This is a genomic window from Streptomyces flavidovirens DSM 40150 (assembly GCF_000429085.1).
In the GTDB taxonomy this organism is placed as follows: Bacteria; Actinomycetota; Actinomycetes; order Streptomycetales; family Streptomycetaceae; genus Streptomyces; species Streptomyces flavidovirens.
The window spans coordinates 151,492-177,850 of record NZ_AUBE01000011.1 but is presented as its reverse complement, the minus strand read 5'-3'; the positions used below and the strand labels follow the sequence as shown (position 1 = coordinate 177,850).

Annotated in this window: 22 protein-coding genes; 10 read left to right on the top strand and 12 right to left on the bottom strand. The window is 70.8% G+C overall.

Annotated elements, in window-relative coordinates; all coding sequences use genetic code 11:
• The first annotated feature begins 14 nt into the window (after positions 1 to 14).
• From G412_RS0117380 to G412_RS0117365, 4 genes are all read left to right on the top strand, one after another.
• Positions 15 to 932, top strand: coding sequence for a F0F1 ATP synthase subunit gamma (locus tag G412_RS0117380; protein ID WP_028813207.1), 918 nt, complete (start codon positions 15 to 17; stop codon positions 930 to 932).
• Positions 932 to 2,374, top strand: a complete 1,443-nt coding sequence (gene atpD / locus G412_RS0117375) for a F0F1 ATP synthase subunit beta (protein ID WP_028813206.1) — start codon at positions 932 to 934, stop codon at positions 2,372 to 2,374. The genes G412_RS0117380 and atpD overlap by 1 nt, the downstream gene beginning before the upstream one ends.
• 138 nt (positions 2,375 to 2,512) lie before the next feature.
• On the top strand, positions 2,513 to 2,887 hold the full coding sequence (locus G412_RS0117370) for a F0F1 ATP synthase subunit epsilon (RefSeq protein WP_028813205.1): 375 nt from the start codon (positions 2,513 to 2,515) through the stop codon (positions 2,885 to 2,887).
• A gap of 138 nt (positions 2,888 to 3,025) precedes the next feature.
• Positions 3,026 to 3,472 carry a DUF2550 domain-containing protein gene (locus tag G412_RS0117365; RefSeq protein WP_028813204.1) on the top strand — a complete coding sequence of 149 codons (447 nt, stop codon included), beginning with the start codon at positions 3,026 to 3,028 and terminating at the stop codon, positions 3,470 to 3,472.
• Between the two features lie 96 nt (positions 3,473 to 3,568).
• Here G412_RS0117365 and G412_RS0117360 read toward each other — a convergent pair whose 3' ends face one another.
• The 3 genes from G412_RS0117360 to G412_RS0117350 form a co-directional block, all read right to left on the bottom strand.
• Positions 3,569 to 5,419, bottom strand: coding sequence for a glycoside hydrolase family 18 chitinase (locus G412_RS0117360; RefSeq protein ID WP_028813203.1), 1,851 nt, complete (start codon positions 5,417 to 5,419; stop codon positions 3,569 to 3,571).
• Positions 5,420 to 5,600: 181 nt separating this feature from the next.
• Positions 5,601 to 6,251 (bottom strand): response regulator, encoded by a 651-nt coding sequence (locus tag G412_RS0117355; protein ID WP_028813202.1) that lies wholly within the window; start codon positions 6,249 to 6,251, stop codon positions 5,601 to 5,603.
• Entirely contained in the window at positions 6,248 to 7,447 is a 1,200-nt protein-coding gene (locus G412_RS0117350; RefSeq protein WP_244283056.1) for a sensor histidine kinase, read from the bottom strand. Before G412_RS0117350 ends, G412_RS0117355 begins: the two co-directional genes overlap by 4 nt.
• 156 nt (positions 7,448 to 7,603) lie before the next feature.
• Between G412_RS0117350 and G412_RS0117345 the strand changes: the two genes are divergently transcribed.
• Positions 7,604 to 8,149: a hypothetical protein gene (locus G412_RS0117345; RefSeq protein WP_028813200.1), complete on the top strand. Its 546-nt coding sequence runs from the start codon at positions 7,604 to 7,606 to the stop codon at positions 8,147 to 8,149.
• 211 nt (positions 8,150 to 8,360) lie between these two features.
• Here G412_RS0117345 and G412_RS0117340 read toward each other — a convergent pair whose 3' ends face one another.
• Positions 8,361 to 8,933: a cob(I)yrinic acid a,c-diamide adenosyltransferase gene (locus tag G412_RS0117340; RefSeq protein WP_028813199.1), complete on the bottom strand. Its 573-nt coding sequence runs from the start codon at positions 8,931 to 8,933 to the stop codon at positions 8,361 to 8,363.
• 265 nt (positions 8,934 to 9,198) lie between these two features.
• Here G412_RS0117340 and G412_RS0117335 point away from each other — a divergent pair, with 265 nt between their 5' ends.
• From G412_RS0117335 to G412_RS34850, 3 genes are all read left to right on the top strand, one after another.
• Positions 9,199 to 10,047, top strand: a complete 849-nt coding sequence (locus G412_RS0117335) for a 3-hydroxyacyl-CoA dehydrogenase family protein (protein WP_028813198.1) — start codon at positions 9,199 to 9,201, stop codon at positions 10,045 to 10,047.
• Between the two features lie 147 nt (positions 10,048 to 10,194).
• Positions 10,195 to 10,518, top strand: a complete 324-nt coding sequence (locus tag G412_RS0117330; RefSeq protein ID WP_028813197.1) for an STAS domain-containing protein — start codon at positions 10,195 to 10,197, stop codon at positions 10,516 to 10,518.
• Between the two features lie 281 nt (positions 10,519 to 10,799).
• Positions 10,800 to 13,520: an ATP-binding protein gene (locus G412_RS34850; protein ID WP_037649102.1), complete on the top strand. Its 2,721-nt coding sequence runs from the start codon at positions 10,800 to 10,802 to the stop codon at positions 13,518 to 13,520.
• Between the two features lie 298 nt (positions 13,521 to 13,818).
• Here G412_RS34850 and nucS read toward each other — a convergent pair whose 3' ends face one another.
• Complete coding sequence (nucS, locus tag G412_RS0117320) at positions 13,819 to 14,490, bottom strand: endonuclease NucS (protein ID WP_028813196.1); 672 nt, start codon at positions 14,488 to 14,490, stop codon at positions 13,819 to 13,821.
• Between the two features lie 210 nt (positions 14,491 to 14,700).
• On the opposite strand from nucS, the gene G412_RS0117315 reads away from it, so the two are divergent.
• Positions 14,701 to 15,093 (top strand): SCO5389 family protein, encoded by a 393-nt coding sequence (locus G412_RS0117315; RefSeq protein WP_028813195.1) that lies wholly within the window; start codon positions 14,701 to 14,703, stop codon positions 15,091 to 15,093.
• 75 nt (positions 15,094 to 15,168) lie between these two features.
• Here the strand turns inward: G412_RS0117315 and G412_RS0117310 are convergent, their stop codons facing one another.
• Positions 15,169 to 16,215 carry an LLM class flavin-dependent oxidoreductase gene (locus G412_RS0117310; protein ID WP_028813194.1) on the bottom strand — a complete coding sequence of 349 codons (1,047 nt, stop codon included), beginning with the start codon at positions 16,213 to 16,215 and terminating at the stop codon, positions 15,169 to 15,171.
• A 213-nt stretch (positions 16,216 to 16,428) separates the two neighbouring features.
• On the opposite strand from G412_RS0117310, the gene G412_RS0117305 reads away from it, so the two are divergent.
• On the top strand, positions 16,429 to 16,758 hold the full coding sequence (locus tag G412_RS0117305) for a hypothetical protein (protein WP_028813193.1): 330 nt from the start codon (positions 16,429 to 16,431) through the stop codon (positions 16,756 to 16,758).
• An 18-nt stretch (positions 16,759 to 16,776) separates the two neighbouring features.
• Here G412_RS0117305 and G412_RS0117300 read toward each other — a convergent pair whose 3' ends face one another.
• From G412_RS0117300 to scy, 6 genes are all read right to left on the bottom strand, one after another.
• A complete protein-coding gene (locus G412_RS0117300) occupies positions 16,777 to 17,628 on the bottom strand; it encodes an ABC transporter permease (RefSeq protein WP_028813192.1) in 852 nt (283 codons plus the stop codon).
• Positions 17,625 to 18,869, bottom strand: coding sequence for an ABC transporter ATP-binding protein (locus G412_RS0117295; RefSeq protein ID WP_028813191.1), 1,245 nt, complete (start codon positions 18,867 to 18,869; stop codon positions 17,625 to 17,627). Before G412_RS0117295 ends, G412_RS0117300 begins: the two co-directional genes overlap by 4 nt.
• A gap of 145 nt (positions 18,870 to 19,014) precedes the next feature.
• Positions 19,015 to 19,785, bottom strand: a complete 771-nt coding sequence (locus tag G412_RS0117290) for an ABC transporter permease (protein ID WP_028813190.1) — start codon at positions 19,783 to 19,785, stop codon at positions 19,015 to 19,017.
• Positions 19,786 to 19,788: 3 nt separating this feature from the next.
• Positions 19,789 to 20,766 (bottom strand): ABC transporter ATP-binding protein, encoded by a 978-nt coding sequence (locus G412_RS0117285; protein ID WP_028813189.1) that lies wholly within the window; start codon positions 20,764 to 20,766, stop codon positions 19,789 to 19,791.
• Between the two features lie 167 nt (positions 20,767 to 20,933).
• Positions 20,934 to 21,872: a coiled-coil domain-containing protein gene (locus tag G412_RS0117280; RefSeq protein ID WP_028813188.1), complete on the bottom strand. Its 939-nt coding sequence runs from the start codon at positions 21,870 to 21,872 to the stop codon at positions 20,934 to 20,936.
• A 122-nt stretch (positions 21,873 to 21,994) separates the two neighbouring features.
• Positions 21,995 to 26,302: a polarized growth protein Scy gene (scy, locus tag G412_RS0117275; protein WP_028813187.1), complete on the bottom strand. Its 4,308-nt coding sequence runs from the start codon at positions 26,300 to 26,302 to the stop codon at positions 21,995 to 21,997.
• Between the last annotated feature and the right edge of the window lie 57 nt (positions 26,303 to 26,359).

The window sequence follows — 26,359 nt, the reverse complement described above, 5'->3', positions numbered from 1 at the left end:
AAGGGACCTGACTCATGGGAGCGCAGCTCCGGGTCTACAAGCGTCGCATCCAAGCCGTCACCGCGACCAAGAAGATCACCAAGGCGATGGAGATGATCGCCGCCTCGCGCATCGTCAAGGCGCAGCGCAGGGTGGCGGCATCGATGCCGTACGCGACCGAGCTCACCCGTGCGGTGACCGCGGTGGCGACCGGCTCCACCACCCAGCACCCCCTGACCACCGAGGTCGAGGCGCCGACCCGCGCCGCGGTTCTGCTCGTCACGAGCGACCGCGGTCTGGCCGGCGGCTACTCCTCCAACGCCATCAAGGCGGCGGAGCGGCTCCGTGAGCGGCTCAGCGGTGAGGGCAAGGAGGTCGACACGTACATCGTCGGCCGCAAGGGTGTCGCCTACTACGGTTTCCGCGAGCGCAAGGTCGCGGAAGCGTGGACCGGCTTCACCGACAGCCCGACCTACGCGGACGCCAAGATGGTTGCCGCACCGCTGATCGAGGCCATCCAGACGGAGACGGCCGAGGGCGGTGTGGACGAGCTGCACATCGTCTTCACGGAATTCGTGTCGATGATGACGCAGAACCCGGTGGACAACCGGATGCTGCCGCTCTCGCTCGACAAGGCTCAGGAGGAGGACGGTGGTAAGGGCGAGATCCTTCCGCTGTTCGACTTCGAGCCGTCGGCGGAGGACGTCCTCGACGCCCTGCTGCCGCGCTACGTCGAGAGCCGTATCTACAACGCACTGCTGCAGGCCGCCGCTTCCGAGCACGCCGCCCGCCGTCGTGCGATGAAGTCGGCGACCGACAACGCCGGGGATCTCATCAAGAGCCTCTCCCGGCTTGCCAACGCGGCCCGCCAGGCCGAAATCACCCAGGAAATCAGCGAGATCGTCGGTGGCGCCAGCGCTCTGGCCGACGCGACCGCGGGGAGTGACAAGTAATGACGACCACTGTTGAGACGGCCGCCGCCACGGGCCGCGTCGCCCGGGTCATCGGCCCGGTCGTCGACGTGGAGTTCCCCGTCGACGCGATGCCGGAGATCTACAACGCACTGCACGTATCGGTTGACGACCCGGCCGAGGAGGGCGCGCGCAAGCTGCTGACCCTCGAGGTCGCCCAGCACCTGGGTGAGGGCCTCGTCCGCGCGATCTCGATGCAGCCCACCGACGGTCTGGTCCGCCAGGCCCCGGTGACCGACACGGGCGCGGGCATCACCGTCCCCGTCGGTGACATCACCAAGGGCAAGGTGTTCAACACCCTTGGTCAGATCCTGAACGAGCCGGAGGCCGAGGCTCAGATCACTGAGCGCTGGCCGATCCACCGCAAGGCCCCGGCCTTCGACCAGCTCGAGTCCAAGACCGAGATGTTCGAGACCGGCCTGAAGGTCGTCGACCTTCTCACCCCGTACGTCAAGGGTGGAAAGATCGGTCTGTTCGGTGGTGCGGGCGTCGGCAAGACGGTCCTCATCCAGGAAATGATCATGCGTGTGGCGAAGCTGCACGAGGGTGTCTCGGTGTTCGCCGGTGTCGGTGAGCGCACGCGTGAGGGCAACGACCTCATCGACGAGATGACCGACTCGGGTGTTCTGGACAAGACCGCGCTGGTCTTCGGCCAGATGGACGAGCCGCCGGGCACGCGTCTGCGCGTCGCCCTGTCCGCCCTGACCATGGCGGAGTACTTCCGCGATGTGCAGAAGCAGGACGTGCTGCTCTTCATCGACAACATCTTCCGCTTCACCCAGGCCGGTTCCGAGGTCTCCACGCTGCTCGGCCGTATGCCGTCCGCGGTGGGTTACCAGCCGACCCTGGCTGACGAGATGGGTGTGCTCCAGGAGCGCATCACCTCGACGCGTGGTCACTCGATCACCTCGATGCAGGCGATCTACGTCCCCGCGGACGACCTGACCGACCCGGCGCCGGCGACCACCTTCGCCCACCTGGACGCGACGACCGTTCTGTCGCGTCCGATCTCGGAGAAGGGCATCTACCCGGCGGTCGACCCGCTGGACTCGACGTCCCGCATCCTGGACCCGCGCTACATCACGCAGGACCACTACGACGCGGCCAGCCGCGTCAAGGGAATCCTGCAGAAGTACAAGGACCTCCAGGACATCATCGCGATCCTCGGTATCGACGAGCTGGGCGAGGAGGACAAGCTCGTTGTCCACCGTGCCCGTCGCGTCGAGCGCTTCCTGTCGCAGAACACCCACGCCGCCAAGCAGTTCACCGGCCTGGACGGTTCGGACGTTCCGCTCGACGAGTCGATCGCCGCGTTCAACGCGATCTGCGACGGTGACTACGACCACTTCCCCGAGCAGGCGTTCTTCATGTGCGGTGGCATTGACGACCTCAAGGCCAAGGCCAAGGAGCTCGGCGTCTCCTGAACGCAGTGAGCCGCGCGAGTCGAAGTGACTCACGTGACTCGTGGGAGAGGGGCGGGTGCGTCCCGCCCCTCTCCGTACGCCCCCTAGAATTGACCCAACACCCGGCACAACCGCCGGGTGGTGACCCGAGGAGCCACCTTGGCTGCTGAGCTGCACGTCGAGCTGGTCGCGGCGGACCGTAACGTCTGGTCCGGCGAGGCCTCCCTGGTCGTCGCGCGGACCACGTCCGGCGACATCGGCGTCATGCCCGGTCACCAGCCGCTCCTTGGCGTGCTGGAGTCGGGCCCGGTGACCATTCGTACGAGCGACGGCGGCACTGTCGTCGCCGCGGTGCACGGCGGGTTCATCTCTTTCGCCGACAACAAGTTGTCTCTGCTCGCGGAGATCGCCGAGCTGGCGGACGAGATCGACCCCGCGCGCGCCGAGCGGGCGCTGGAGCGGGCGAAGGCGGAGGCGGATGCCGCCGCCGAGCGCCGCGCCGCCGTCCGACTGCGCGCGGTTGCGGGACACTGAGTCCCGCGACGACGAGTTTGACTTCAGCCGCGGCCCGTACTGGACTCTCCAGGGCGGGTCGCGGCTGAAGCGATACATCGGGGCACTTTCGTTCCGTTACTGGTACTGGCACTGGATGATGCGAGGAGGTCGGTGGAGATGTTCCTCGCTCTGCTCGTGAGCGGCTCGGTAGTCGCGCTGGTACTGGTGGGACTGTTCGTCTTCGGACTGCGCCGGCGGCTGATCCAGCGCTCCGGCGGCACCTTCGACTGCAGTCTGCGCTGGAACGTCCCCGAGGAACCCGACCGCTCGGGCAAGGGCTGGGTGTACGGCGTCGCCCGCTACAGCGGCGACCGCATCGACTGGTTTCGCGTCTTCTCGTACGCGCCCCGCCCGCGCCGCGTCCTCGAACGCTCGGCGATCGAGGTGCTCTCGCGCCGCGCCCCCGAGGGCGAGGAGGAGCTGGCGCTGTTGTCCGACGCCTCTATCCTCGTGTGCGCGCATCGCGGTACGCGGCTGGAGCTGGCGATGAGCGAGGACGCTCTCACCGGTTTCCTCGCCTGGCTGGAGGCCGCGCCTCCGGGCCAGCGCGTCAACGTGGCGTAGCCGCGCAGACGTGAAGAAGTAGTCGGGGGGGCGGGTCATCACCCGTCCCCCCGACTATTTCAAGCCTTTATGCTGCGGATCTTTACTACGGCGGAGCTACTTCAGACCGTTGTTGATCGCGGTCACCAGCTCGCCATGGGCGGTGTCACCGCTGAACTCCCAGAAGAAGGCGCCTCCCAGGCCCTGCCCCTTCGCCCAGCTCATCTTGGAGCCGATGGTGGCGGGGGTGTCGTAGCTCCACCAGTCGGTCCCGCAGTGGGCGTACGCCGTGCCGGCGACCGTCCCATTGGCGGGGCACTTGGTCTTGAGGACCTTGTAGTCCTCGATGCCGGACTCGTACGTACCGGCTGCGGCGCCGGTCGCGGTGCCGCCCGGCTCCTTCTGCGTGACGCCGGTCCAGCCGCGCCCGTAGAAGCCGATGCCGAGCAGCAGCTTCTTGGCGGGCACGCCCTTCGCCTTGAGCTTGGCGATGGCCTCGGCCGAGTTGAAGCCGGCCTGCGGGATGCCCGGGTACGACGTCAGCGGGGAGTGCGGGGCCGTCGGGCCCTTCGCCGCCCAGGCGCCGAAGAAGTCGTACGTCATCACGTTGTACCAGTCGGAGTACGCGGCCGCTCCGGCGTAGTCGGTGGCGTCGATCTTGCCGCCGGACGAGGCGTCGGCGGTGATCGCGGCGGTGACCAGGTTGTTCGTGCCGAACTTGCCGCGCATCGCCTGCATCATGTTCTTGAACGCGGCCGGGCCGCTGGTGTCGCAGGACAGACCGCAGGCGTTCGGGTACTCCCAGTCGAGGTCGATGCCGTCGAAGACGTCGGCCCAGCGCGGGTCCTCCACCAGCTTGTAACAGGAGTCGGCGAACGCGGCCGGGTTCTTGACGGCCTCGGTGAAGCCGCCGGACCAGGTCCAGCCGCCGAACGACCACAGCACTTTGATGTGCGGGTACTTCGCCTTGAGCTTGCGCAGCTGGTTGAAGTTGCCGCGCAGCGGCTGGTCCCAGGTGTCGGCCTTGCCGTCGACGCTCTGGTCGGCGGTGTACGCCTTGTCGATCGCCGCGAAGCTGTCGCCCATGGTGCACTTGCCACCCTGGACGTTGCCGAACGAGTAGTTGATGTGCGTGATCTTCGCGGCGGAGCCCGAGGTGTCCAGGTTCTTCACGTGGTAGTTGCGTCCGTAGATGCCCCACTCGGTGAAGTAGCCGAGCTTGACCTGGTCGCCGGGGCCGGGGCCCGGGTCGGTGCCGCCGCCGGTGGTCCTGACCGCGCGGGCGCCGCTGACCGGGCCCGTCTGGTCGGCGGTGTCACGCGCCTGGACGGTATAGGAGTAGTCGGTGCCGGCGCTGAGACCGCTGTCCGTGTACGACGTGGTGGTGACCGTGGCGACCTTGGCGCCGTCGCGCAGTACGTCGTAGTTCTTGACGCCCTTGTCGTCGGTGGCCGCCGTCCAGGAGAGCTTCACCGACGTGTCGGTGATGGTGCTCGCGGAGGGGGTGCCGGGCGCGGTCGGCGGGGTGTCACCCGGCACGGAACCGCCGTCGCAGGAGCCGCCGTTGAGCTTGCAGCCGCTGGGGGAGCCGGTGCCGGTGCCGTTGAAGCCGAAGGACGCGCTGGCGCCGGGGGCGAGGTTTCCGCCCCAGCTCTTGTTCTTGGCGGTCCAGTGGTTGCCCGAGTTGGTGACGTCGGCGTCCCAGGCGGAGGTGACGGACGTACCGGCGGGGAAGTCCCACTCCACGGTCCAGGTGCTGAGGGTGGTGGTGCCGGTGTTCTTCACCGTCCACTTGCCCTCGAAGCCGGTGCCCCAGTCGGAGACCTTGGTGTACGAGGCGGTCGCGGACGCGGCGGCCTGTGCGGGGGAGGCGAGGCCGACCATGGCGGCGAGCGGGACGATCAGCGCGGTGAGACCGGCTGCCGCTCTGGTTCTGAAGCGGGTGCGCAGGGGGGTGGTTGTACTCAAGGGTGCTCCCAAGAGAGAGGTCCGGCGGTGAACGGGGATAGGACCTGCGCCGCTGGGCGAGCTCTCTTGACATGACTCGCTCACCACTGCGGTGCGGTGAGCGTAGGAAGGTCTGGACCAATCGTCAAGAGGTCTGGACCAGAGGAGTCCGCGAGACCGTTGCCTGGGGGACATCCGCCCGTCAGAGCCCCAACTCCTGAGCGAGTACGGCCGCTTGCACCCGGCTGCGCAGCTCCAGCTTCCCCAGCAGGCGGCTCACATGGGTCTTCACCGTGGCCTCGGCCATGCTCAGGCGCCGGGCGATCTCCGCGTTCGACAGCCCCTCCCCGAGACACGACAGCACCTCGCGCTCGCGCCGGGTCAGCGACTCCAGCGCCTCGGGACCGGGCGCGTTCGCGGACCGTACGGGCGCGGGCGAGGCGAACTCCGCGATCAGCCGGCGCGTGACGGCGGGAGCGATCAGCCCCTCGCCGCGCGCCACGGTCCGTACCGCCTCGATCAGGTCCTTCGCCTCGGTGTTCTTCAGCAGAAAGCCCGCGGCCCCCGCGCGCAGCGCCCCGAAAACGTACTCGTCGAGATCGAAAGTCGTCAGCATCAGGACATCGGCGAGCTGCTCCGCCACCACCTGCCGCGTCGCCGACACCCCGTCCAGACGCGGCATCTGTACGTCCATCAGCACCAGGTCCGGGCGCAGCTCGCGCGCCAAGGCGACCGCCGCCTCGCCGTCCGCGGCCTCACCGGCCACCTCGATGTCCGGGGCACTGTTCAGGATGAGCACCAGGCCCGCCCGTACGGCCGACTGGTCTTCCGCGACCAGCACGCGAATCGTCATGCGGACAGCTCCGTATCGTCCTCTGCGGGCAGTTGCGCCCGTACTTGCCAGATCTTCGTTCCGTCCGCCGCGGTGACGGGGCCCGCCTCCAGAGACCCGTCGAGCAGCGACACCCGCTCCCGCATCCCCACCAGACCCGCGCCGGAACCGGGCGCGCGCGGGCCGGGCCGCTCGCCGCACGGGCTGGTCACGCCCACCCTCAGCGTGTGGTCGGTGTACGCGAGCGTCACGGTGACCGTGCCGGGGGAGGCGTGCTTGAGCGCGTTGGTGAGGGACTCCTGGACGATCCGGTACGCGGCCATCTCGATCGGCGGGGGGAGCCGGCCGCCCGGCGTGCGGCCGTCGTCGAGGACGAAGACGAGCCCGCTGTCGGCGCCGACCGTACGGGCCTGGCCGATGAGGGCGTCGAGTCCGTCGAGCGACGGGGCGACGGCCGGCTCCTGGTCGCCGCTGCTGTCGCGGAGCAGACCGATCAGCCTGCGCATCTCGGACAGGCCCTGGACGCTGTTCTCACGGATGACGGCGAGCGCGTCCGCCGACGCCTTCGGGTCGGCGATGGACAGCGCGGCCGTGGAGTGAATCGCGATGGCGGACAGGTTGTTGGCCACCATGTCGTGCAGCTCACGGGCCATCCGGGACCGCTCGGCCGCGATGGCCTGACCGCGGTCGATCTCGGCGAGCAGCGCGGTCTGTTCGGCACGCAGCCGGGCCGCCTCCGCCGCCTCGCGGTGGTTGCGCAGGGTGGCGCCGGTGAGGGCGGGCGCGAAGGAGACCAGGCCGGTGACGACGCCGATGAGCAGCGCTTCCGGGCGGCGCAGCCACGCCAGGGCGGCGATCGTCATGGCGACGGTGATCCAGCCGGTGATGACAGGGATCCGGCGGGCCGCGCCGGGCGTTCCGTACACCACGGCGGCGTACATCAGGTCCGTGTACATCAGGACGGTCACCAGATTGCCGTGGGTGAACTGGTCCGCGATCACGGCGGCCGTGCCGATGAGCAGCGCCGTACGGGGACACGACCGGCGCAGCAGCTCCAGGAAGGCCATCACCGCGAGCGGTACGAGAGTCACCCAGGACGGCATGAGGTCGCGGAAGGCCGTGGTGTGCAGCCCGAGGCCCCACAGCAGGACTCCGCCGAGCAGGCCGGTCACCGCGAGGAGGACGCCGTCGCGGTGCGGGCGCGGGAAGCGGGTCACGTCACCATCCAACAGGGCGCGGACCGGCTCGTCCTCCCCGCGCGGGGTGAGCCGGGGCTACATCGAAGGATGCAGTGCCGGTTCGTCACTGGCGACGACGATTCGCGGCGTCGCGGACGGGAGGGTGGGGAGCGTAACGGGAGGAGAGTGAACACCGTGATCGTCATGCTGATCATCATCTGCGAAGTCGGCTTCTGGGTACTGCTGGCCGGGGGCCTGGCCCTGCGCTACCTGGCGAAGATGCCGCGCGCCGGGGCTGCCGTGCTGCTCATGGAGCCGCTGCTGGAGGTCGTGCTGCTGGTCGTCACGGCCGTCGACCTGAAGAACGGCGCCGAGCCGGACTGGAAGCACGGTCTGGCGGCCGTCTACATCGGCTTCACGGTCGCGTTCGGCCGTCGCGCCGTCAAGTGGGCCGACGCCTGGTTCGCCCACCGCTTCGCGTGCGGGCCCGCGCCGGTGCGGCCGCCGAAGTACGGGACGGCGCGGGCGGTGCACGAGTGGAAGGTCGCGGCGCGGTGGATGCTGGCGGCGGGGATCGCGATGGGGCTGCTTCAGGTGGCGATCTGGTACGTGGGCGGGGGCGGGGAGATCGGGCCGCTGCGGATGTGGCAGCAGAAGATGCTCTTCGTGATCGGCGTCAACGCGATCATCGCGGGGACGTACACGGTGTTCCCGAAGCGGGAGCAGGAGCGGGTGGGATAGGCGGGGTGAGGGGGCGGGGTGCCGCTGCGCGGGGCTGCGTCCGCAAGCGGGGATGCGCCCGCTGAGCGCGGCACATTGGTGCCGCGCTCAGCAAAGTCCGGCCCGGCCCGCGTTTGAGGTCACGCCCGCCAGGCGTCCGGGGGCCTGGGTGCGTGCCCCCGGTTCGGGAAGGGGCGGGGAGGGCAAAAGGCCCGCCGCAGGCGCGCGGCCCCTACCGCTCGCCGCCCGGTACCCACAGCACATCCCCCAGCTCCTTGTTGGCCACCCTGGCCAGGATGAACAGGAGGTCGGACAGGCGGTTCAGGTATGTCGCCGTGAGCGGGTTCATGACCTCGCCGTGGACCTCGAACGCCGCCCACGTCGACCGCTCCGCCCGCCGCACCACCGTGCACGCCTGATGCAGCAGCGCCGCCCCCGGCGTACCCCCCGGAAGGATGAAGCTCCGCAGCTTCTCCAGCTCCTCCAGGAACCGGTCGCAGTCCGCCTCCAGCTTGTCGATGTACGCCTGCTCCACACGCAGCGGCGGGTACTTCGGGTCCTCGACGACCGGCGTCGACAGATCCGCGCCCACGTCGAAGAGGTCGTTCTGGACCCGGACGAGGACCTTCACGACCGCCTCGTCGAGCTGCCCCAGCGCGATCGCCGTCCCGATGGCGGCATTCGCCTCGTTCGCGTCGGCGTACGCCGCGATCCGCAGATCGGTCTTGGCGGTGCGGCTCATGTCACCCAGGGCAGTGGTGCCCTTGTCGCCGGTACGGGTATAGATGCGCGTCAGATTGACCATGCTGCCAGCCTAGTTACGACCCGGCCTTCCGGCAGGCCCGTGTGCCCACCGTCACGGCGGCCACCCGTGTCTCGCTCGTCGGCGCCCTGATCGCAGGGCTCAACTACGCGGTACGGGCCCCGAATGCGGCGTACCGGTGTGATGTCCGCCATCTGGGACGTGACGCGCATCTCTTCGCCGCCACTCGGCCCCTCACGGGCGCTAATCTCCGCCGGAGAGCCTGAAGTAAACAGGTGTTGAGGCCAAAGGAATCAAGGGGTGTGTCGTGGCCAGGAAGCTCGCCGTCATCGGAGCCGGACTCATGGGGTCCGGTATCGCGCAGGTCTCGGCGCAGGCGGGCTGGGACGTCGTCCTGCGCGACGTCACCGACGCCGCGCTGACCCGCGGCCGTGACGGCATCAAGGCCTCGTACGACAAGTTCGTGTCCAAGGGGAAGCTGGACGCCGCGGACGCCGAGGCGGCGCTCGGCCGCATCACCACGACCACCGATCTCGACGCGGTCGCCGATGCCGACATCGTCGTCGAAGCCGTCTTCGAGAAGCTTGAGGTCAAGCACGAGATCTTCCGCGCGCTCGACAAGATCGTCCGGCCGGACGCGGTGCTCGCGTCGAACACCTCCGCCATCCCGATCACCAAGATCGCGGCCGTGACGGAGCGTCCGGAGCGGGTCGTCGGCGCGCACTTCTTCTCGCCCGTACCGATGATGCAGCTCTGCGAGCTCGTACGCGGCTACAAGACCAGCGACGAAACGCTCGCCATCACGCGGGAGTTCGCCGAGTCCGTCGGCAAGACCTGCATCGTCGTCAACCGCGATGTGGCCGGCTTCGTCACCACCCGCCTCATCTCGGCCCTCGTGGTCGAGGCGGCCAAGCTGTACGAGTCGGGCGTCGCCTCGGCCGAGGACATCGACATCGCCTGCAAGCTGGGCTTCGGGCACGCCATGGGCCCGCTCGCCACCGCGGACCTCACCGGCGTCGACATCCTGCTGCACGCGACCAGCAACATCTACACGGAGTCGCAGGACGAGAAGTTCGCGCCGCCGGAGCTGATGCGCCGGATGGTTGATGCCGGTGACATCGGGCGCAAGAGCGGGCAGGGCTTCTACAAGCACTGACGCCGCGTCAGCCCCTGGGGTCACTCCCAGGGGTGAATTCGGTATCGGTTCGCTTACGGACGGCAACTTCTTTGCCCGCACGGTAGTCAGTTGGGTGCAAGGAAGAAAGCAAGACACGGAGAACTGACGCACTCTCGGGGAGCGCATATGCACATCAGGGGCGACCACGTCGAGCTGGTCGTCGGGGGCCGCCTCGACGTCCGCAGCGCGGCGGACGCCCGTACGGTCCTGCACTCGGCCGTCGACGACGGTGTCGGCGATCTGGTGCTGGACCTGACCGAGCTGGATTCCTGGGACGCCACCGGACTGGGCGTGATCATGGGCGCCCACCGGCGGGCCGGTCGGGCGGGCCGCCGGCTCGTGCTGCGCGGCGTACCGGCCCAGATGCAGCGCCTGCTGGTGGCGACCAGGCTGCACCGCATCCTCGCCATCGAGGGCGGCATCGCCGCCGAGGCGTTGCCGCGGGTCTGAGCGGCAGCCACGGCAACGACGGCACAGTGCCGGCACAGCGACGGCACAGCACCGGCGCGAACCGGCGCGATCCGTACGGTGGCCGCACAATCCTCACGAGACTGTGACGTCCCGGACGGGGCGGCACCCCTCCTGTTCCCGGATACTGTGCGAAGGTCTAGGGTTCGGTCGCCTGCCGATTGACGAACCCGAGTACGGCGGGCACCGGACCAGAAGCGACAGCGGGCGTGTGAAAGGCCGGGAGGGGCATCCGACACGCGACGCATCTGGGGGGCTTGACCATGGACCCGATGAACCGGGGACCGGAAGAGTACGGCCATGACGAGGACCGATTCGGCGAAAGCGACACCGGTGACGGATCGCGCCGGTCACCACGGGACGAGCCGGCGCCGGCGCCCGCGCCGAGCAGCCAGGGCAAGCAGAGCAGCCAGATCAAGGGGAGCGGTCCGACCACGTCGGCACCCGCCCGCACGGTGCAGGTCGTCGCGGGCGACTTCCTGCTCACCGTCAACCCTGTCGACGGCAGCGAGATCGAAGTCTGCCCGCCAGGCGAGCGGCCTTCGCAGCCGGTCAGGCACAGCGCCGACGACCGTGCCGAGCTGGCGCGCGCGGCCAGGCCGCCCATCCCGCCCGGGCCCGTGGTGCCCGACCTTCCGCTCCTGGAGCGTCAGGAGGAGCGCGAGAGGCTCGTACGGCTGCTCGCCCGCGGCCGCTCCGTGCGGCTGACGGGGCCGTCGGGATCCGGGCGTACGGCGCTGCTCGACGCCGTCGCCGCCGACTGCGCGGACCTGGCACCCGACGGAGTCGTACGGCTCTGCGGAGCCCACCGCACGCCCGAGGAACTGCTCCACGACCTGTTCGCCGCCGTGTACAGCGCGCCGCTGCACCGCCCGGACCGGGCGGGGCTGCTCGCCCTGGTCCACGACATCGGAGCCGTCGTCGTCCTCGACGACCTGGAGTTCGGCGGGGCGGCGCTGGAGGAGCTGCTGGAGGCCACCCCCGAGTGCGCCTTCCTGCTCGCCGCGACGCCCGGCGTCGCCGCTCCCTCGCCCGATTCGCACATCGAGGAGGTGTTCCTCGGCGGCCTCGGCCGCAGCGCCAGCCTGGAGCTCCTGGAGCGGGCCGTGGACCGCCCGCTCACCGAGGACGAGGCGAACTGGGCGGGCGACCTGTGGTTCGAGTCCGAGGGGCTGCCGCTGCGCTTCACGCAGGCGGGTGCGCTGCTGCGGCAGCGCGACCAGCTTCGCGCGGACCCTCACGCCTTCGACGAGTCCGGGTACTTCCACGAGCAGCCGTTCGACGCGCCCTTCGACGCGGAGGACGGTCACGACGTACCCCTGCCGTCGCTCGCCGAGGGAGCGATGCCGGCGGCGCTGCTCGCGTCCAGGCTGAGCGAGTCCGCCCGCGCCACCCTGCGCTTCGCCATCGCGCTCGGCGGCGAGGTCCCGCACCAGGCGCACCTGCCGGCCCTCGTGGGCGACACCCACGCGGACGCCGCGCTCGGTGAGCTGATGAGCTGCGGGCTGCTCTCACCGGCCGGGGGACGTTTCCGGCTGGCGGCGGGGGTGGCCGTACAGCTGGAGGCCGCCGGGTTCGCGGACGACGTGACGGAGCAGGCGCACGCGGCCGCGCAGCACTACGCCTGGTGGACGGGGCATCCCTCGGTCTCGCCGGAGCGGGTGGTCGCGGAGGCCGACGCGATTGTGGCGACGATGGGCGCGCTGGTGCCGGGCACGGAGGCGGGGCACGCGAGCGCCGCCGTCCTGCTGGCCCGTACGGCGGCGCCCGCGTTCGCCGCCGGGCTGTGCTGGGGTGCGTGGGAGCGGGCGCTGCGCACGGGGCTTGAGGCCGCGCGCATCGCGGGGGAGGTCGCCGAAGAGGCGTACTTCCACCACGAGTTGGGTGTCCTCGCGCTCTGTACGGGCAATCTGGACCGGGCCCGCGCCGAGCTGGAGGCGTCCGTCGCCATGCGCGGCGCCCTGGCCGACAAGAGCGGCACGGTCGCCGGACGCAGGGCGCTGGCGCTGGTCGCGGACCGCTCCGGTGCGGTTGCGGGTGCGGGTGTGGTCGCGGGTGGGCTTGTGCTCGGCGGTCGTACGCCCGCGGGGGAGGAGGTGCCGGCGGCTCGGTACGAGGAGTCGGCGTCGCCGCCCGGTGGCGTACCGACGGCGGTCGTACCCACGTCGCTGCCGGTGAGGCCCGAACGGGCGGGCGAGCAAAGCACGTTGGTCACCCACCGTTCGGCGGAGACCGGCGGCGCTGGTGGCCGTGGCCCTCTCGCCATGCTCACAGGCGCCCGGCGCAACATGGTCGCGGCGGGCGCGGGCGCGCTCCTGGTCGCCGTACTCGGCACTGTGGTGACGCTCGGCGCGGCCTCGGACGACGACGGGCCGACGAACAGGGTCACCTCCGAGCAGTCCGCCAACGAGGACGCGGGGCAGGACGGCCTGCCGGCCGACGAGCCGACCCAGGGCTCGACCAAGCGCCCGGGCGATCCGGGCCGTCCGACGGGTCCCGGTACGTCGGGACAGCCCCAGCCGGGCGAGAGCGGCGGCAGCGGGGCTGTGGGCGATCCGTCGAAGAGCGGCAAGCCGTCGGACGGCGATTCGTCGTCGCCGGGCAGCAAGCCGCCGACCTCGGACGATCCAACGACGAGCGGTCCGACCACGGGTGGTCCGACCACGGGCGGCCCCACGACCGGCGGTCCCACCACCGGAGGCCCGACGACGGGTGGTCCGACGACGGGCGGCCCGACCACGGGCGGTCCCACGACCGGCGGCCCGACGACCGGAGGCCCCACCGCGACGGGCGGTACGTCGGACGGAGGCACCTCCGACGGCGGCACCTCCGACGGGGGGACCACGGACGGGGGCACGACGGACGGAGGCACCACGGACGGAGGCACCACGGACGGGGGCACGACGAACGGAGGAACCACGGACGGTGGCACGACGAACGGCGGAACGACCACCGACGGCAGCAACAGCTCCCCGGCGGAGTAGCGGGCCGTGACATTGTGCGGCTCCGCCGCCTGGGGCGCTGCCCCAGACCCCGCTCCTCGAACGCCGGAGGGGCTGGATGGCACCGGGCAGGGGCGAGTTCCGCGCCCAGGACCGCACAACCCGCCCCGCGCTGGCGGTGGTGTTCCGCCATGCCCTGCGGTAACCACCCAGCCGTCCGGCGTTTGAGGACACGCCCCCCGAGGGCGTCCGGGGGCTGGGGCGGCGCCCGCCCCCCCACGCGGCGGAGCCGCGCAGTGTCACAGCGGGCAGGGGTGGGGCGGGGGAAAGTCCCCCGCCCTCAGAACAGGCGGAGCTTGTCGTCCTCGATGCCGCGCATCGCGTTGTAGTCCAGGACGACGCAGCCGATCCCGCGGTCCGTCGCCAGTACGCGCGCCTGCGGCTTGATCTCCTGCGCCGCGAAGATGCCCTTCACCGGCGCGAGGTGCGGGTCGCGGTTCAGCAGTTCCAGGTAGCGGGTGAGCTGCTCGACGCCGTCGATGTCACCGCGCCGCTTGAGCTCCACCGCGACCGTCGCCCCGTCCGCGTCACGGCAGAGGATGTCCACCGGGCCGATCGCCGTGGGGTACTCGCGGCGGATCAGGGAGTAACCCTCGCCGAGCGTGTCGATACGGTCGGCGAGCAGCTCCTGGAGGTGCGCTTCCACGCCGTCCTTGATCAGCCCTGGATCAACGCCCAGTTCGTGGGACGAGTCGTGGAGGACTTCCTCCATGGTAATGATCAATTTCTCGCCCGCCTTGTTGATCACCGTCCAGGTGCCGGCGTCGTCCCCCGTGCCCTCCTTGAGGGTGCACGGCGGCGACATCCAGTTGAGCGGTTTGTACGCCCGGTCGTCGGCGTGGATCGAGACGCTGCCGTCCGCCTTCACCAGGATCAGACGGGGAGCGGAGGGCAAGTGGGCGGTGAGCCGGCCCGCGTAGTCCACGGAGCAGCGGGCAATGACGAGACGCATGAGGCGCAACGCTACTCGACGACGATCGGTCTACGCGATTCGCCCAGTAAGACCCCGTTCGTTGTTGGCTGGTTGTGTTCCCAATCTCCTGGTGCGGCCCGGATCGCACGCTTAACTTGGATGCAGGAGGTCGTCGTACGTGCACTCTGCGTCGTCGTCCGTCTTCCCTGCCCGTAAGACCCCGGTCCCGGGGTCGCGAGAGGAGAACCCATGTCGCTCGACGTCTCACCGGCACTGTTGGAACAGGCCGAGCGAGGCGATGTCGACGAAGCCGCATTCGTCGACTGCGTCCGGACCTCCCTGCCTTACGCATGGGAGATGATCAGCTCTCTGGTGGCACAGCTGAAGGTCGACGGTGGCGAGTTCGCCGACAACCAGACGCCTCCGCCGGACGAGCAGGCACGTGGTCAGCTGCTGCGTGCACTCGCGAGTGACGCGATTCGCGGTGCGCTGCAGCGGCACTTCGGCGTACGTCTTGCATTCCAGAACTGCCACCGCGTAGCGGTGTTCCCGCTGGACTCCTCGTCGGACGAGCGGCTCAGCCGCTTCACGTCGATCAGGGGGCAGTTGCTCAACCAGTCACCGACACTGCGGGACTGCTGAGGCAATGCTGTCGTCGCTCCGCATCGCGCGAGGTGCACTGATGCGGAGCGGCGGCGTCCCGCCGGTGCGACATGATCAGGACAGCAGGGGCAGCACTTCGGACCCCAGCAGCTGTACGTTCTCCTCGGTTGCCGCAAGATCGCCCGACCCCTCGACGAGCAGCGCGAAGCGCGTGATCCCGGTCCGTTCGGCGGTGGCCGCCAGCCGGTCGGCGGCCAGCCCGGGCGGGCCCACCGGATGCAGTTCGCACAGCATTTCCGTGTACGCGACCGGATCCCGCATCGCGCGCCGCCGCCCGTCGACCGTCACATGGGCGTCGAGCCCCTGCTTGAGCCAGCCGGGCATGGCCTTCGTCAGCGTTTCCGTGGCGTCGGCCACGCTGTTCGCGATCTGAGCCACTCCGGCCGAGACATGACCCGCCCGCGCGACCGTTTCCGGCTCATGTCCGGCGGCGAGTGCCAGCCTGCGCCACAGCGCGACCATCTCCGCCTTGTCCTCGTCGCCGCAGTGCATGCCGAGCAGCATCGGCAGCCCGCGCTCGGCGGCCATCCGCACGCTCTTGGGGGAGGTACATGCGATCACGACCTCGGGGCCGCCCGGTTCCTGGTCATCGCCATCCGCGCGCAGCAGCTCGTCCGGCCTTGGTACGACGGCGACTTCGCGGAAGTCGAACCGTTCGCCCCGCGCTTCGACGCGCGGTTCGCGCAGCCAGCGCAGCAGCAGGTCCAGCGATTCGGGGAACCCGTGCTCGTACGCCGAAAGGCCCTGCCCGAACACCTCCAGGTCCACCCACGGCCCGCCCCGCCCCACGCCGAGCGTGAAGCGCCCGCCGGAGGTGAGGTGCAGCAGCGCGGCCTGCTCGCCCAGGGTGACCGGGTGCACGGTCGGCAGGACGCTGACCGCCGTGCCCACGCGGATGCGCCGGGTGCGGCCGAGCAGCAGCGCGGCGAGTGTCACAGCGGAGGGGCACACGCCGTACGGTACGAAGTGGTGCTCCGCGAGCCAGACCGAGTCAAGGCCGGCTTCCTCGGCGACCTCGGCCGACCGCACTGCCCGGTGCAGTGCCTCCCCTTGGCCCTGGCCCGGGAACTGGGCCGCCAGTACAAACGTTCCGACACGCATCGCCTATTGCCTCCTTGCGGCCGACGCGGCATCCCCCTTATTGGCAACAACGTCTGACACGTGCCAAAGGCACGGCCGCGCGCGAAGTTGTTGCGATTTTCCGGTAAGCCGCGCCGGGTGGGCGGCGGTCACGCACGCGATGCGGGACGTGTACCCCTGCTGGATGGCCCTAGGCTTGGGGAAACCAGTGCCGTCCGACCCGTGAGGTTTCAGGTGTCCCCGCGTCGCAACCGCCCCAGGGGCGGCGAGAGTCCGGCCGAGTCCCGAAGTGGCGTGGAAGGAGACAGGTTCGGGCTTCAGAGCACCGAGTCGTGGCAGGGCGAGGAGTGGTCGGTGCGCCACGTCGCCGGGGCGAGCGCGGCCGGCAAGCGCTACCGCTGTCCGGGCTGCGACCAGGAGATCCCGTCGGGGGTCCCGCACCTGGTGGCCTGGCCGGAGTACGGCGGGGTCGACGACCGCAGACACTGGCACAAGGCCTGCTGGAACGCGCGAGACCGCCGCACCACGAAGGTGCAGCGGTCCCGTAACGCACCGCGGTACTGACCGGCGCGGCCTACGCGGTCAGACGTCGCGCTTCTCCAGGGCGAGGAAGGCGCCGCCGAGCGCCACGGCCGTCACGCCCAGCAGGATCCACAGCGGGTCCCATCCGGACGGTCCGGAGTCGGTGACGGAGGCGTCGTAGAAGACACCGAGCTGGTTGGGGATCGAGTACTCGAAGAGCGCCTGCTGAAGGTCGGCCAGCGTCTCGGAGAACATGAACATCGCCAGCACCAGCGGCAGCAGCACCACGCCGATCATGATGGTGATCGCGCCCGCCGAGTGGCGGATGAGCGAGCCGATGGCGAGCGACAGCAGGCCGAGCGTCGCGACGTAGAGGCTGACGCCGAGCGTCGCGCGCAGCCAGTCCTCGCCGGTGGGCGTGACGCCGTCCAGCATCGCCGTCTGGAGCGCTCCGACGATGGCGGTGGTCACCAGCGTGATGGCGAAGGCCAGCACGAAGAAGACGATCGCCTTGGCCGTCAGCACGCGGGAGCGGCTGGGGCAGGCCGTGAGGGTCGTACGGATCATTCCCGTGCCGTACTCGGACGCGACGGTCATCACGCCGAGCGTTATCACCGGGATCGCGCCGAGCAGCACGCCGAAGAAGCCGAGGCTCAGGACCGGGGTCTCACCGAGGGAGGCGCCGGACGAGCCGACGGCCACCGCCGAGAGCAGCCCGATGCCGAGCACGAGCACGATCATCACGCCGAGCGTCCACATCGTGGAGCGCACCGACCGTATCTTCGTCCACTCGGAGGCGAGCGCGTCCCCGAGTGTCGCCCTGCGCACCGGGATCGGTGAGACGTACGACGCGACGCCCTGCTGCTGGTACTGCTGAGGGGCCTGCTGCTGATACGGGGTCGGGGTCGTCATCGGGCGTCCTCGGGGCTGTCGCTGTCGCTCTTGGTCAGGTCGGGGGCAGGCGCGGGCGCGGGCGCCGGCGCGGAAGCCGGCGCGGGAGGTGCCGCCGGGGCGGCAGGCGCCGCGTACGGGTTGTGGCCCGGCGCGGGCGCCTGGGCGGGCGCCGCGTAGCCCGTGGCGGGTGCCGGGCCGCCACCCGGCAGCGGGGCACCGGCGAAGGGCGGCTGCCCGCCCGGCTGGGGCGGCGGCGGGGCGTACCAGCCGTGCTGCTGGCCGACGGGCTGGACGTACCCGCCGGGCTGCTGCTGCGGCTGCTGGAAGCCGGCCAGTTGGTCGGCCGTCGAGCGGTAGTCCACGGCGCCCTGCGTCATCCGCATGTACGCCTCTTCCAGCGAGGCCTGGTGCGGCGAGAGTTCCCACAGCCGTACGTCGGCGTCGTGCGCGAGGTCGCTGATGCGCGGCAGCGGCAGTCCGGTGACGCGCATCGCCCCGTCCTGCTCGGTCATGACGTGCCCGCCGGCCTCGGTCAGTACGGAGGACAGCTTCTCGCGCTGCTGCGGCTCGGTCTGCGGCGTACGCACCCGCGCGAAGTCCGCGGAGTTCGCCGAGATGAAGTCCTTCACGCTCATGTCGGAGAGCAGCTGCCCGCGCCCGATCACGATCAGATGGTCGGCGGTGACCGCCATCTCGCTCATGAGGTGGCTGGAGACGAAGACCGTACGGCCCTCCGCGGCCAGCGACTTCATGAGGTTGCGGACCCAGAGGATGCCCTCCGGGTCGAGGCCGTTGACCGGCTCGTCGAAGAGCAGCACCTGCGGGTCGCCGAGGAGGGCCGCCGCGATGCCCAGGCGCTGGCCCATGCCGAGCGAGAAGCCCTTGGAGCGCCGCCTGGCGACGTCCTGGAGGCCGACGACCCCGAGCACCTCGTCGACCCGCTGGGCGGGGATGCCGGAGAGCTGCGCCAGCGACAGGAGGTGGCTGCGCGCACTGCGTCCGCCGTGCACGGCCTTGGCGTCGAGCAGCGCGCCGACCTGCCGGGGGGCGTTGGGAAGCTGTCGGAAGGGGTGGCCGCCGATGGTCACATGGCCCGCCGTGGGCTCGTCGAGCCCGAGGATCATGCGCATCGTCGTGGACTTGCCGGAGCCGTTGGGGCCGAGGAAGCCCGTCACCGTGCCCGGACGCACCTGGAAGGAAAGGTTGTACACGGCTGTCTTGGCGCCGTAGCGCTTCGTCAGGCCGACTGCCTCGATCATGTGTGTGCAGCCCCATCGACAGGTTCGGGTCGTCGGGGCTGTGACCTCATGGCCGAACGCGCCCCCGTAAGGGTTAGGAGGATAACCAGCGGCTGACGGTTCCTGCTAAGCCGGTACGCGGGCGAGCTGTCCGGCGCCGACCGGCCTACGCGTCCCGCTTCCGCAGCAGGACATATCCGCCCGCCACGGCCGCGGCCACCCACAGGGCCATGATCAGCAGCCCGCCCCACGGGCCGTACGGCGCGTCGTCGCCAGCCGGGGCGACCACCTGCATGATCTTGCTGCCGGCCTGGTCGGGGAGGTACTGGCCGACCTTCTTGGTCGCGGAGACGTTGCCCAGGATCGGCGCGAGCAGGAAGAAGAACGGCATCAGAACGCCGAGAGCGAGCACCTGACTGCGCAGCATCGATGCCACGCCCATCGAGAACAGCGCGATCAGGGTCATGTAGAGGCCGCCGCCGACCACCGCGCGCAGCACACCCGGGTCGCCGATGTCCGCCCTCAGGTCGCCGAGCATCGCCTGGCCGAGGAAGAAGGAGGCGAAACTCGTCACCATACCCACGGCCAGTGCCAGCGCCGAGGCGATGGTGATCTTGCTGAAGAGGAAGGTGCCGCGCTGCGGGACGGCGGCGAGCGACATGCGGATCATGCCGGTGCTGTATTCGTTCGACACGACGAGCACACCAAAAACGATCATCGCGAGCTGGCCGAGGCTCATCCCCGCGAAACTCACAAAGGTCGGGTCGAAGGCGAGCTTGTCCTGTGCGCTCATCTTCTGGAATTCGTTCTTCGAAAGAATACTGATCAGTACACCGAGGCCGATTGTGACGATTGCGGCAAGGCTGAGTGTCCAAATCGTGGACTGAACCGATTTGATCTTGGTCCATTCCGACTTCAGTACCTGTGTGGCCGCCATGGCTCAGACCCCTTTCCTCTTCGGCTGCTGCACGCCGGCGCCCCAGCCCGCCCCCGGCGGTTCGGGCCTGTCGCCGTCGGAGTGAGCGTGGTACTCGACGGACTCGGCGGTCAGCCGCATGAAGGCCTCCTCCAGTGAGGCCTGCTGAGGGCTCAGCTCATGGAGTACGAGCTGATGCCTGGCGGCGAGCTCACCGAGCTGCTCCGAGGTCACGCCGTCCACTTCCAGCGACCCGTTCGCTGCGCTGACCGCCGTGATCCCGGCCTCGTGCATGACATCGCGCAGCCGCTCCTGCTCCGGGGAGCGCAGGCGTACGTAACTGCGCGAGTTCTCCCGGATGAAGCCGGCCATCGATGTGTCGGCGAGCAGCCTGCCCTGGCCGATGACGACCAAGTGGTCGGCGGTGAGCGCCATTTCGCTCATCAGGTGGGACGAGACGAAGACCGTACGGCCCTGGGAGGCCAGCGCCTTCATCAGGTTGCGGATCCAGTGGATGCCCTCGGGGTCGAGGCCGTTCACCGGCTCGTCGAACATGAGGATCTCGGGGTCGCCAAGGAGAGCGCCCGCGATGCCGAGGCGCTGGCCCATGCCCATCGAGAAGCCCTTCGCGCGCTTCTTCGCGACCGACGTCAGGCCCACCGTCTCCAGGACTTCCGAGACCCGGCTGCGCGGGATGCCGTTGCTCTGGGCCAGGCACAGCAGGTGGTTGTACGCGTTGCGGCCGCCGTGCATCGCCTTCGCGTCGAGGAGCGCGCCGATGTACTTCAGCGGGTCCCTGAGGTCGGCGTAGTGCTTGCCGTCGATGCGGACGTCACCGGCCGTCGGGTTGTCCAGGCCCAGCACCATCCGCATCGTCGTCGACTTGCCCGCCCCGTTCGGGCCCAGGAAGCCGGTCACGATGCCCGGCCGTACGGTGAAGGTCAGATGGTCGACGGCCACCTTCTCGCCGTAACGCTTCGTCAGCCCCGTCAGTTCGATCACTGAAACTCACCTCGCGAAGGCGCCTCGGTCAGGTGGCCGACCTGTTCCTCCGGCTGGGGGTCCGGGGGTCGTCCGCCGGGAAAGCACAGCATGTCGGCCACGCTAAGGGCGTACGAAGCCCCCCGCCACCGGAATGACGGGGGGCTTTTTCGCGGTACTTACAGCCGTCAGCGGGTCTGCTGGGCCGGGACGCCGCGGGTGATCGGCTCGTCGTCGGCCGGGGCACCGGCGGCGGCGACGGCCGCACCGGTCAGCGTGGCCAGCATCTCGCGGACGTTGGTGAGCTGCGCGTTGATCGAGTCGCGGCGGTTGGTGAGCGCCGCCAGCTCGCGCTCCGATTCGCTGCGGATCCGGTCGGCCTTGGCGTTGGCGTCGGCCACGATGTCCTCGGCCTGGCGCTGCGCGGTCTCCACCGTCTGACGGGCACGGCGCTCCGCGTCCGTACGCAGCTTCTCGGCCTCCAGACGAAGCTGCTCGGCGCGGTGCTCGATCTCGGCCAGACGCTTCTCGGCCTTGGCCTGACGCGAAGCCAGGTCGCGCTCGGACTGCTCGCGGCGCTTGGCCAGGTTCGTCTCGAAGTCCGCGGCGGCCTGGGCGGCCTTGGCGCGGGTCTCCTCGAAGAGGGCGTCCGCCTCCTCGCGCTTCTGCTGCGCGTCCTTCTGGGCCTCGCCGCGCAGCGTAGAGGCGTCACCCTTGGCCTTCTCGACGATACGAACGCCCTCGTCCTCGGCCTTCGCCTTGCGCTCGGCGGCGAACGACTCGGCGTCGTTGCGCACCTGCTGCGCGGCGGACTCGGCGAGCTCGCGGTGCTGCTCGGCGGCGCGGCGGGCCTCCTCACGCAGGTCCTTCGCCTCCTCCTCGGCGAGGCGGAGGATCTTCTCGACGCGCGCACCGAGACCGGCGTACGACGGCTCCGCGTCGCTCACCTGGGCCTGGGCGTTCTGCGTCTCGAGGTGGAGTTCCTCGATGCGCTTTTCCAGAGCAGTGATTCGGGCCAGAGCACTGTCACGGTCGGCGACGAGTTTGGTAATGCGGTCGTCCACCTGACCGCGGTCGTAACCACGCCGCACGAGCTCGAAGCCGAAGGGGGAGGAAGTGTCGCTCATGGGGTTCCTGGGTTCCTGTCGAATGTGACCGGTGAGGTGTTAGGGGGAATCCTAGGGGCCGAAGCGGCGTGTCATCGAGTCAATGCCCGTTTGATCTGGAGAATGACACCCCTTTTGAGTGGCTAACCGTCGGATGACTTGCCACCCGATCGAGTGGAACCTGCGGCCGCGCCGGCTTTGACACCGCCGCCGCCGGAGCCGCTGTTCGACGCCGCCTTGCCGCCCCCGGTCGGTGCCTCAAAGGACTCCAACGCCTCAAGCACGTCCTGGACACGGGAAATCTCGGCCTGGATGTCCTCCCGGCGGCGTACGAGCACATCGAGCTCCCGCTGGCCCTCCTCGACCATGCGCGCGGCCTCCGCCTTGGCCTCGGCGTGCACCCGCTCGGCCTCCCGTACCAGCTCGGCCTTCTTCCGCTCGGCCTCCTTGAGCAGCCCCTCGGCCTTCTTCACCGCGGCGAGCCGGACCTTGCCCGCCTCCGAATTCGCCTCGGCCATCATCGCCTTGGCCTTCGCCTCGGCCTCGGCCTGCTGCTCCGTCGCGGCCTTCACCAGCTTGTCGACGCGCTCGCCGGCCGTCCGCATCTGCTCGGACGTCTCCCGGCGGGCCCGCTCGTGCAGTTCCTCGATCTCGGCCTCGGTACGGGCCCGCAGCTCCTCCGCCCGCGCCCTTATGGCGGTGGCGTCCCTGCGCGCCCCGACCAGCAGCTCGTCGGCGTCCGTACGGGCCTTCTCCACCAGGGAGTTGCCCTCGACCGTCGACTCCGCGACCAGCCGCTCGGCCTCCTTGCGGGCCGCGCCGACCATCGTGTCGGCCTGCTCCTCCGCCCGCGTCGCGGCGAGCAGCGCCTCCTCCTGCGCCTTCGCCATGAGCTGGTCGGCCTGCTCCGCCGCGTCCGAGCGGCGCTTGGACGCCGCCTGACGCGCCTCGTCGAGCAGCCGGTCCGCCTCACCCCGCGCGTCGCCGCGCACCCGCTCGGCCGCCTCCTCGGCGTCCGTCTTGACCTTCTGCGCCTCGGACCTGATGCGCTCCGCCGCCTGCTGGGCCGAGCCCACCATCTCGGCGGCCTCCGCGCGCAGCCGTTCGGCTTCGCCGCTCGCCTCGGCGACGATCCGGTCGGCCTGCGCTGCCGCGTCGCCGCGCAGCTTGTCGGCCGCCTTGCGCGCCGCGTCGAGGATCCGGTCGGACTCCTCGCCCGCCTCGCCGCGCACCCGCTCGGCCTCCGCGCGCAGCTTGTCGGCCTCGCTGCTCGCCTCGGAGACGAGCTTGTCGGCCTGGGAGGCGGCGTCGCCCCGCCGCTTGCCGGCGGCCTTGCGCGCCGCGTCGAGGATCCGGTCGGACTCCTCGCGCGCCTCGGCGAGCACTCGCTCGGCCTGCGCGCGCAGCCGCTCCGACTCCTGGTTCGCGTCGGTGACGAGCTTGTCGGCCTCACTGGCCGCCTCGGAGACGAGCTTGTCGGCCTGGGAGGCGGCGTCACCGCGCCGCTTGTCGGCGGCCTCGCGCGCCTCGTCGAGAAGCCGCTCACCCTCCTCGCGCGCCTCGGCACGCAGCCGCTCGGCCTCGGCCTCGCCGTCCGCTTTGACCTGCTCGGCCTCGGCCCGCATCCGGGCCGCGTCCTGCCCGGCGGCCGTCAGCGACTGCACGGCCTCGGCCGCCATGCGCTCGGCCTCGCCCGTCGCCTCACCGATCAGCCGGTCCGCCTGCGCCGCCGCCTCGTTACGGATGCGGTTGGCGTCCTCGCGGGCCTCGGCGCGCGAACGCGCCGCGTCCTGCTCGGCCGAAGCCAGCGCGTCGGAAGCCTCCGTGCGAAGCCTCTGCGCGTACTCGGAGGAGTCGGAACGCAGCCGCTCCGCCTCCGTGATCGCGTCCCCGACCGTGCGCTCCGCGAGCGCCTTCGCGGCGTCCGTCTCCTCCTGCGCCTGGCGGCGCAGCAGGTTCGCGTCCTCGGTGGCCCGCTCCCTCTCCTCGTACGCGTCGGCGCGGAGCCGGTCCGCCTCCTCCTGCGCCTCGCTCTTCGTCCGCTCCGCCACGTGCTCGGCGGCCGATCGCAGCCCGGCGATCTCCTCCTCGGCCTGCTCGTGCAGCCCGGCGACGGCGTCCCGTACCTGCTGGGCCGTCTGCTCGGCGGCCGCGACCAGCTCCGTCGCCCGGTAGTCCGCCTCCTGGACCAGGCGCTGCGCCTCGGTCTGTGCCTCCTCGACCCGCTTGCGGGCGGAGGCCAGCAGCTCCTCGCTCTGCTCGCGGGCCTGCGTACGCTCCCGCTCCGCCTCCTCGCGGGCGGTGGCCAGCGTCTCCTCGGCCTCCCGGCGGCGCCGCGCGGCCTCCTCCTGGGCGGCGGCCAGCTCCTCGGCGGCCTCGGCGCCGACGCGCTCGGCGGCGGCGGCGGCCTCCGAGCGGATCCGGTCGGCGCTCTCCTGCGCCTCCGTCTTGAGCCGCTCGGCCTCGTTCGACGCCTCACTGCGCAGCCGTACGGCGACGGCCTCGCCCTCGGCGCGCGACTGCGAGGCATCGGCAGCCGCCTCGGTCCGCAGCCGCTCCGCCTCCGTCTCGGCCTGCGCCTGGAGCGTACGTACCCGCTCGGCCGCTTCGGTCCGCAGCCGCTCGATCTCCTCGCCGGCCTCCCGGCGCAGCCGCTGGGCCTCGGTCCTGGCCTCGCCCAGCGCCTTCTCGGCGGCGGTGACACGCTGCTCGGCCTCGGTGTGCAGCCGGGCCAGGTCCCCGGCCGCTTCGGCCTGACGGGCGGCGATGCCGCGCTCGGCCTCCTCGCGCAGTGCGCGGGCGGCCTCCTCGGCGTCGGCCGTCGTGCTCGCCGCCTGCTCCTCGGCCTCGGCGCGCAGCCGGTCGGCCTCGGCGCGGGTGCGCTCCAGGGTCTCCTCGGCCTGCTTGCGCAGCGTCGTGGCGCGCTCGATCGCCTCGCCGCGCACCCGCTCGCTCTCGGCGGACGCGGACGTACGCAACTCGTCGGCGTCGCCGCGTGCCTTGGTCAGCAGCTCCTCGGCGGTCCTGGCCGCCTCCTCGATCTGCTGGACCGCCTCCCGGCGTGCCTCGCCGCGGATCCGCTCGCCCTCGGCGACTGCTTCGGACCGGAGCTGCTCGGCCTCGCCGCGCAGCCTGCGCGCCTCCTCCTGCAGCTCGACCGTCTTGGCCCGGTACTCCTTGGTGTCGTCCTTCGCCGCGCCCTTGAGCTGGTCGGCCTGGGCCGCCGCCTCGCTGCGCAGCCGCTCGATCTCCGCCTCGGCCTCGCGGCGGATCCGCTCGGCCTCCTCGGACGCCTTGCGGGTGGTCTCCTTGGCGTCTTCCGACGCCTTCGTGAGGACCTCCTCGGCGGTACGGGCCGCCTTGGCGAGCTGGGCCGCGGAATCCTCGGCAGCGGCCGTACGGGCCTTCTCGGCGGCCTCGGCCACCAGCCGCTCCGCCTCGGCGCGGGCATCGGCGCGCGCCTGCTCGGCCTCCGCCTTGACCGCCTCGGCGTCCTTCGTGGCCTCGGCGACCAGCCGGGCGATCTCGGACTTGGCCGTACGGGTGCGCTGCTCGTTCACGGACTCGGCCGACGTGAGCTGCTTGGCCGCCGCGTCCTTCGCCTCGGTGAGGACCTTCTCGGCCTCGGCGCGCGCCTCGCGCAGCGCCGCCTCGGCCTCCTGCATCCGCTGCTCTGCGGCGCGGCTCAGCTCGGCGGCCTGCCGGCGCGCCTGGTCGGACTCGACGGTCGTCGACGTACGCAGCCGCTCGGCGTGGGTCGTCGCCTCCTGCGCCTGGTTCGAGGCGGCGTTCAGCAGGCGCTCGGCGTCCTTGCGGGCGCGCAGCAAAATCGCTTCGGCCTCGGCGCGGGCGTTCTCCGCCTCGGAACCGAGCCGCTGCCGGGTCTCGCGGGCGACGCGCTCGGCCTCCGCGCGGGCGGCGGCAAGCGCCTGTTCGGCCTCGGCGCGGGACTCCTCCAGGAGCCGGCGGGCCTGCGCCTCGGTACGGGCGCGGAGCTGCTCGGCCCACGCCACGTTCTCGTTGACGTGCGCCTCGACGGTCTGCCGGCGCTCCGAGAGCTCCTGGTCGAGCCGCTGACGGCGGGTGACCGCCTCCGTGTGCAACTCGGCCTGGAGCCTTGCCTGGTGCTCGGCGTGCTCCTGGAGGATCCGCTGCGTCTGCGCCCGGGCGTCGCGCAGTTCACGCTCGGCGTCGGTACGGAGCTGCTCGGCCTGGATCTGGGCGTTACGGAGCAACTGCTCGGCCTGGTCACCGATGTCCGCCGCGTCATAGGCGGGACGGGACGCCAGATTGCGGCGCGCCTCATGGAGCTTGGCGCGCAACACCTCGACCTGGTAGCCGAGGTCCTCGGCGTGCTGAACCGCCTTCTCCCGCTCGGTCTTCAGCCGCTCCATCTCGGCTTCGAACCGCGAGAGATGGTCGTCAGGCTCGTGCCGTTCGTAGCCCCGCACTGCGCGGTCCCATCCGTCCCCTGGTCGCAACTCTTCCGAACTCTCAGAACAAGCACC

Bases quoted from the DNA above. Each gene is read 5' to 3' on its own strand.
- G412_RS0117290 (WP_028813190.1), bottom strand. From the start codon at position 19,785: ATGGCGGCCACACAGGTACTGAAGTCGGAATGGACCAAGATCAAATCG.
- G412_RS0117340 (WP_028813199.1), bottom strand. From the start codon at position 8,933: ATGGTCAATCTGACGCGCATCTATACCCGTACCGGCGACAAGGGCACC.
- G412_RS0117280 (WP_028813188.1), bottom strand. From the start codon at position 21,872: ATGAGCGACACTTCCTCCCCCTTCGGCTTCGAGCTCGTGCGGCGTGGT.
- G412_RS0117355 (WP_028813202.1), bottom strand. From the start codon at position 6,251: ATGACGATTCGCGTGCTGGTCGCGGAAGACCAGTCGGCCGTACGGGCG.
- G412_RS0117295 (WP_028813191.1), bottom strand. From the start codon at position 18,869: ATGATCGAGGCAGTCGGCCTGACGAAGCGCTACGGCGCCAAGACAGCC.
- G412_RS0117315 (WP_028813195.1), top strand. From the start codon at position 14,701: ATGTCGCTCGACGTCTCACCGGCACTGTTGGAACAGGCCGAGCGAGGC.
- G412_RS0117310 (WP_028813194.1), bottom strand. From the start codon at position 16,215: ATGCGTGTCGGAACGTTTGTACTGGCGGCCCAGTTCCCGGGCCAGGGC.
- atpD (WP_028813206.1), top strand. From the start codon at position 932: ATGACGACCACTGTTGAGACGGCCGCCGCCACGGGCCGCGTCGCCCGG.
- G412_RS34850 (WP_037649102.1), top strand. From the start codon at position 10,800: ATGGACCCGATGAACCGGGGACCGGAAGAGTACGGCCATGACGAGGAC.
- G412_RS0117380 (WP_028813207.1), top strand. From the start codon at position 15: ATGGGAGCGCAGCTCCGGGTCTACAAGCGTCGCATCCAAGCCGTCACC.
- G412_RS0117330 (WP_028813197.1), top strand. From the start codon at position 10,195: ATGCACATCAGGGGCGACCACGTCGAGCTGGTCGTCGGGGGCCGCCTC.
- G412_RS0117365 (WP_028813204.1), top strand. From the start codon at position 3,026: ATGTTCCTCGCTCTGCTCGTGAGCGGCTCGGTAGTCGCGCTGGTACTG.
- G412_RS0117300 (WP_028813192.1), bottom strand. From the start codon at position 17,628: ATGACGACCCCGACCCCGTATCAGCAGCAGGCCCCTCAGCAGTACCAG.
- nucS (WP_028813196.1), bottom strand. From the start codon at position 14,490: ATGCGTCTCGTCATTGCCCGCTGCTCCGTGGACTACGCGGGCCGGCTC.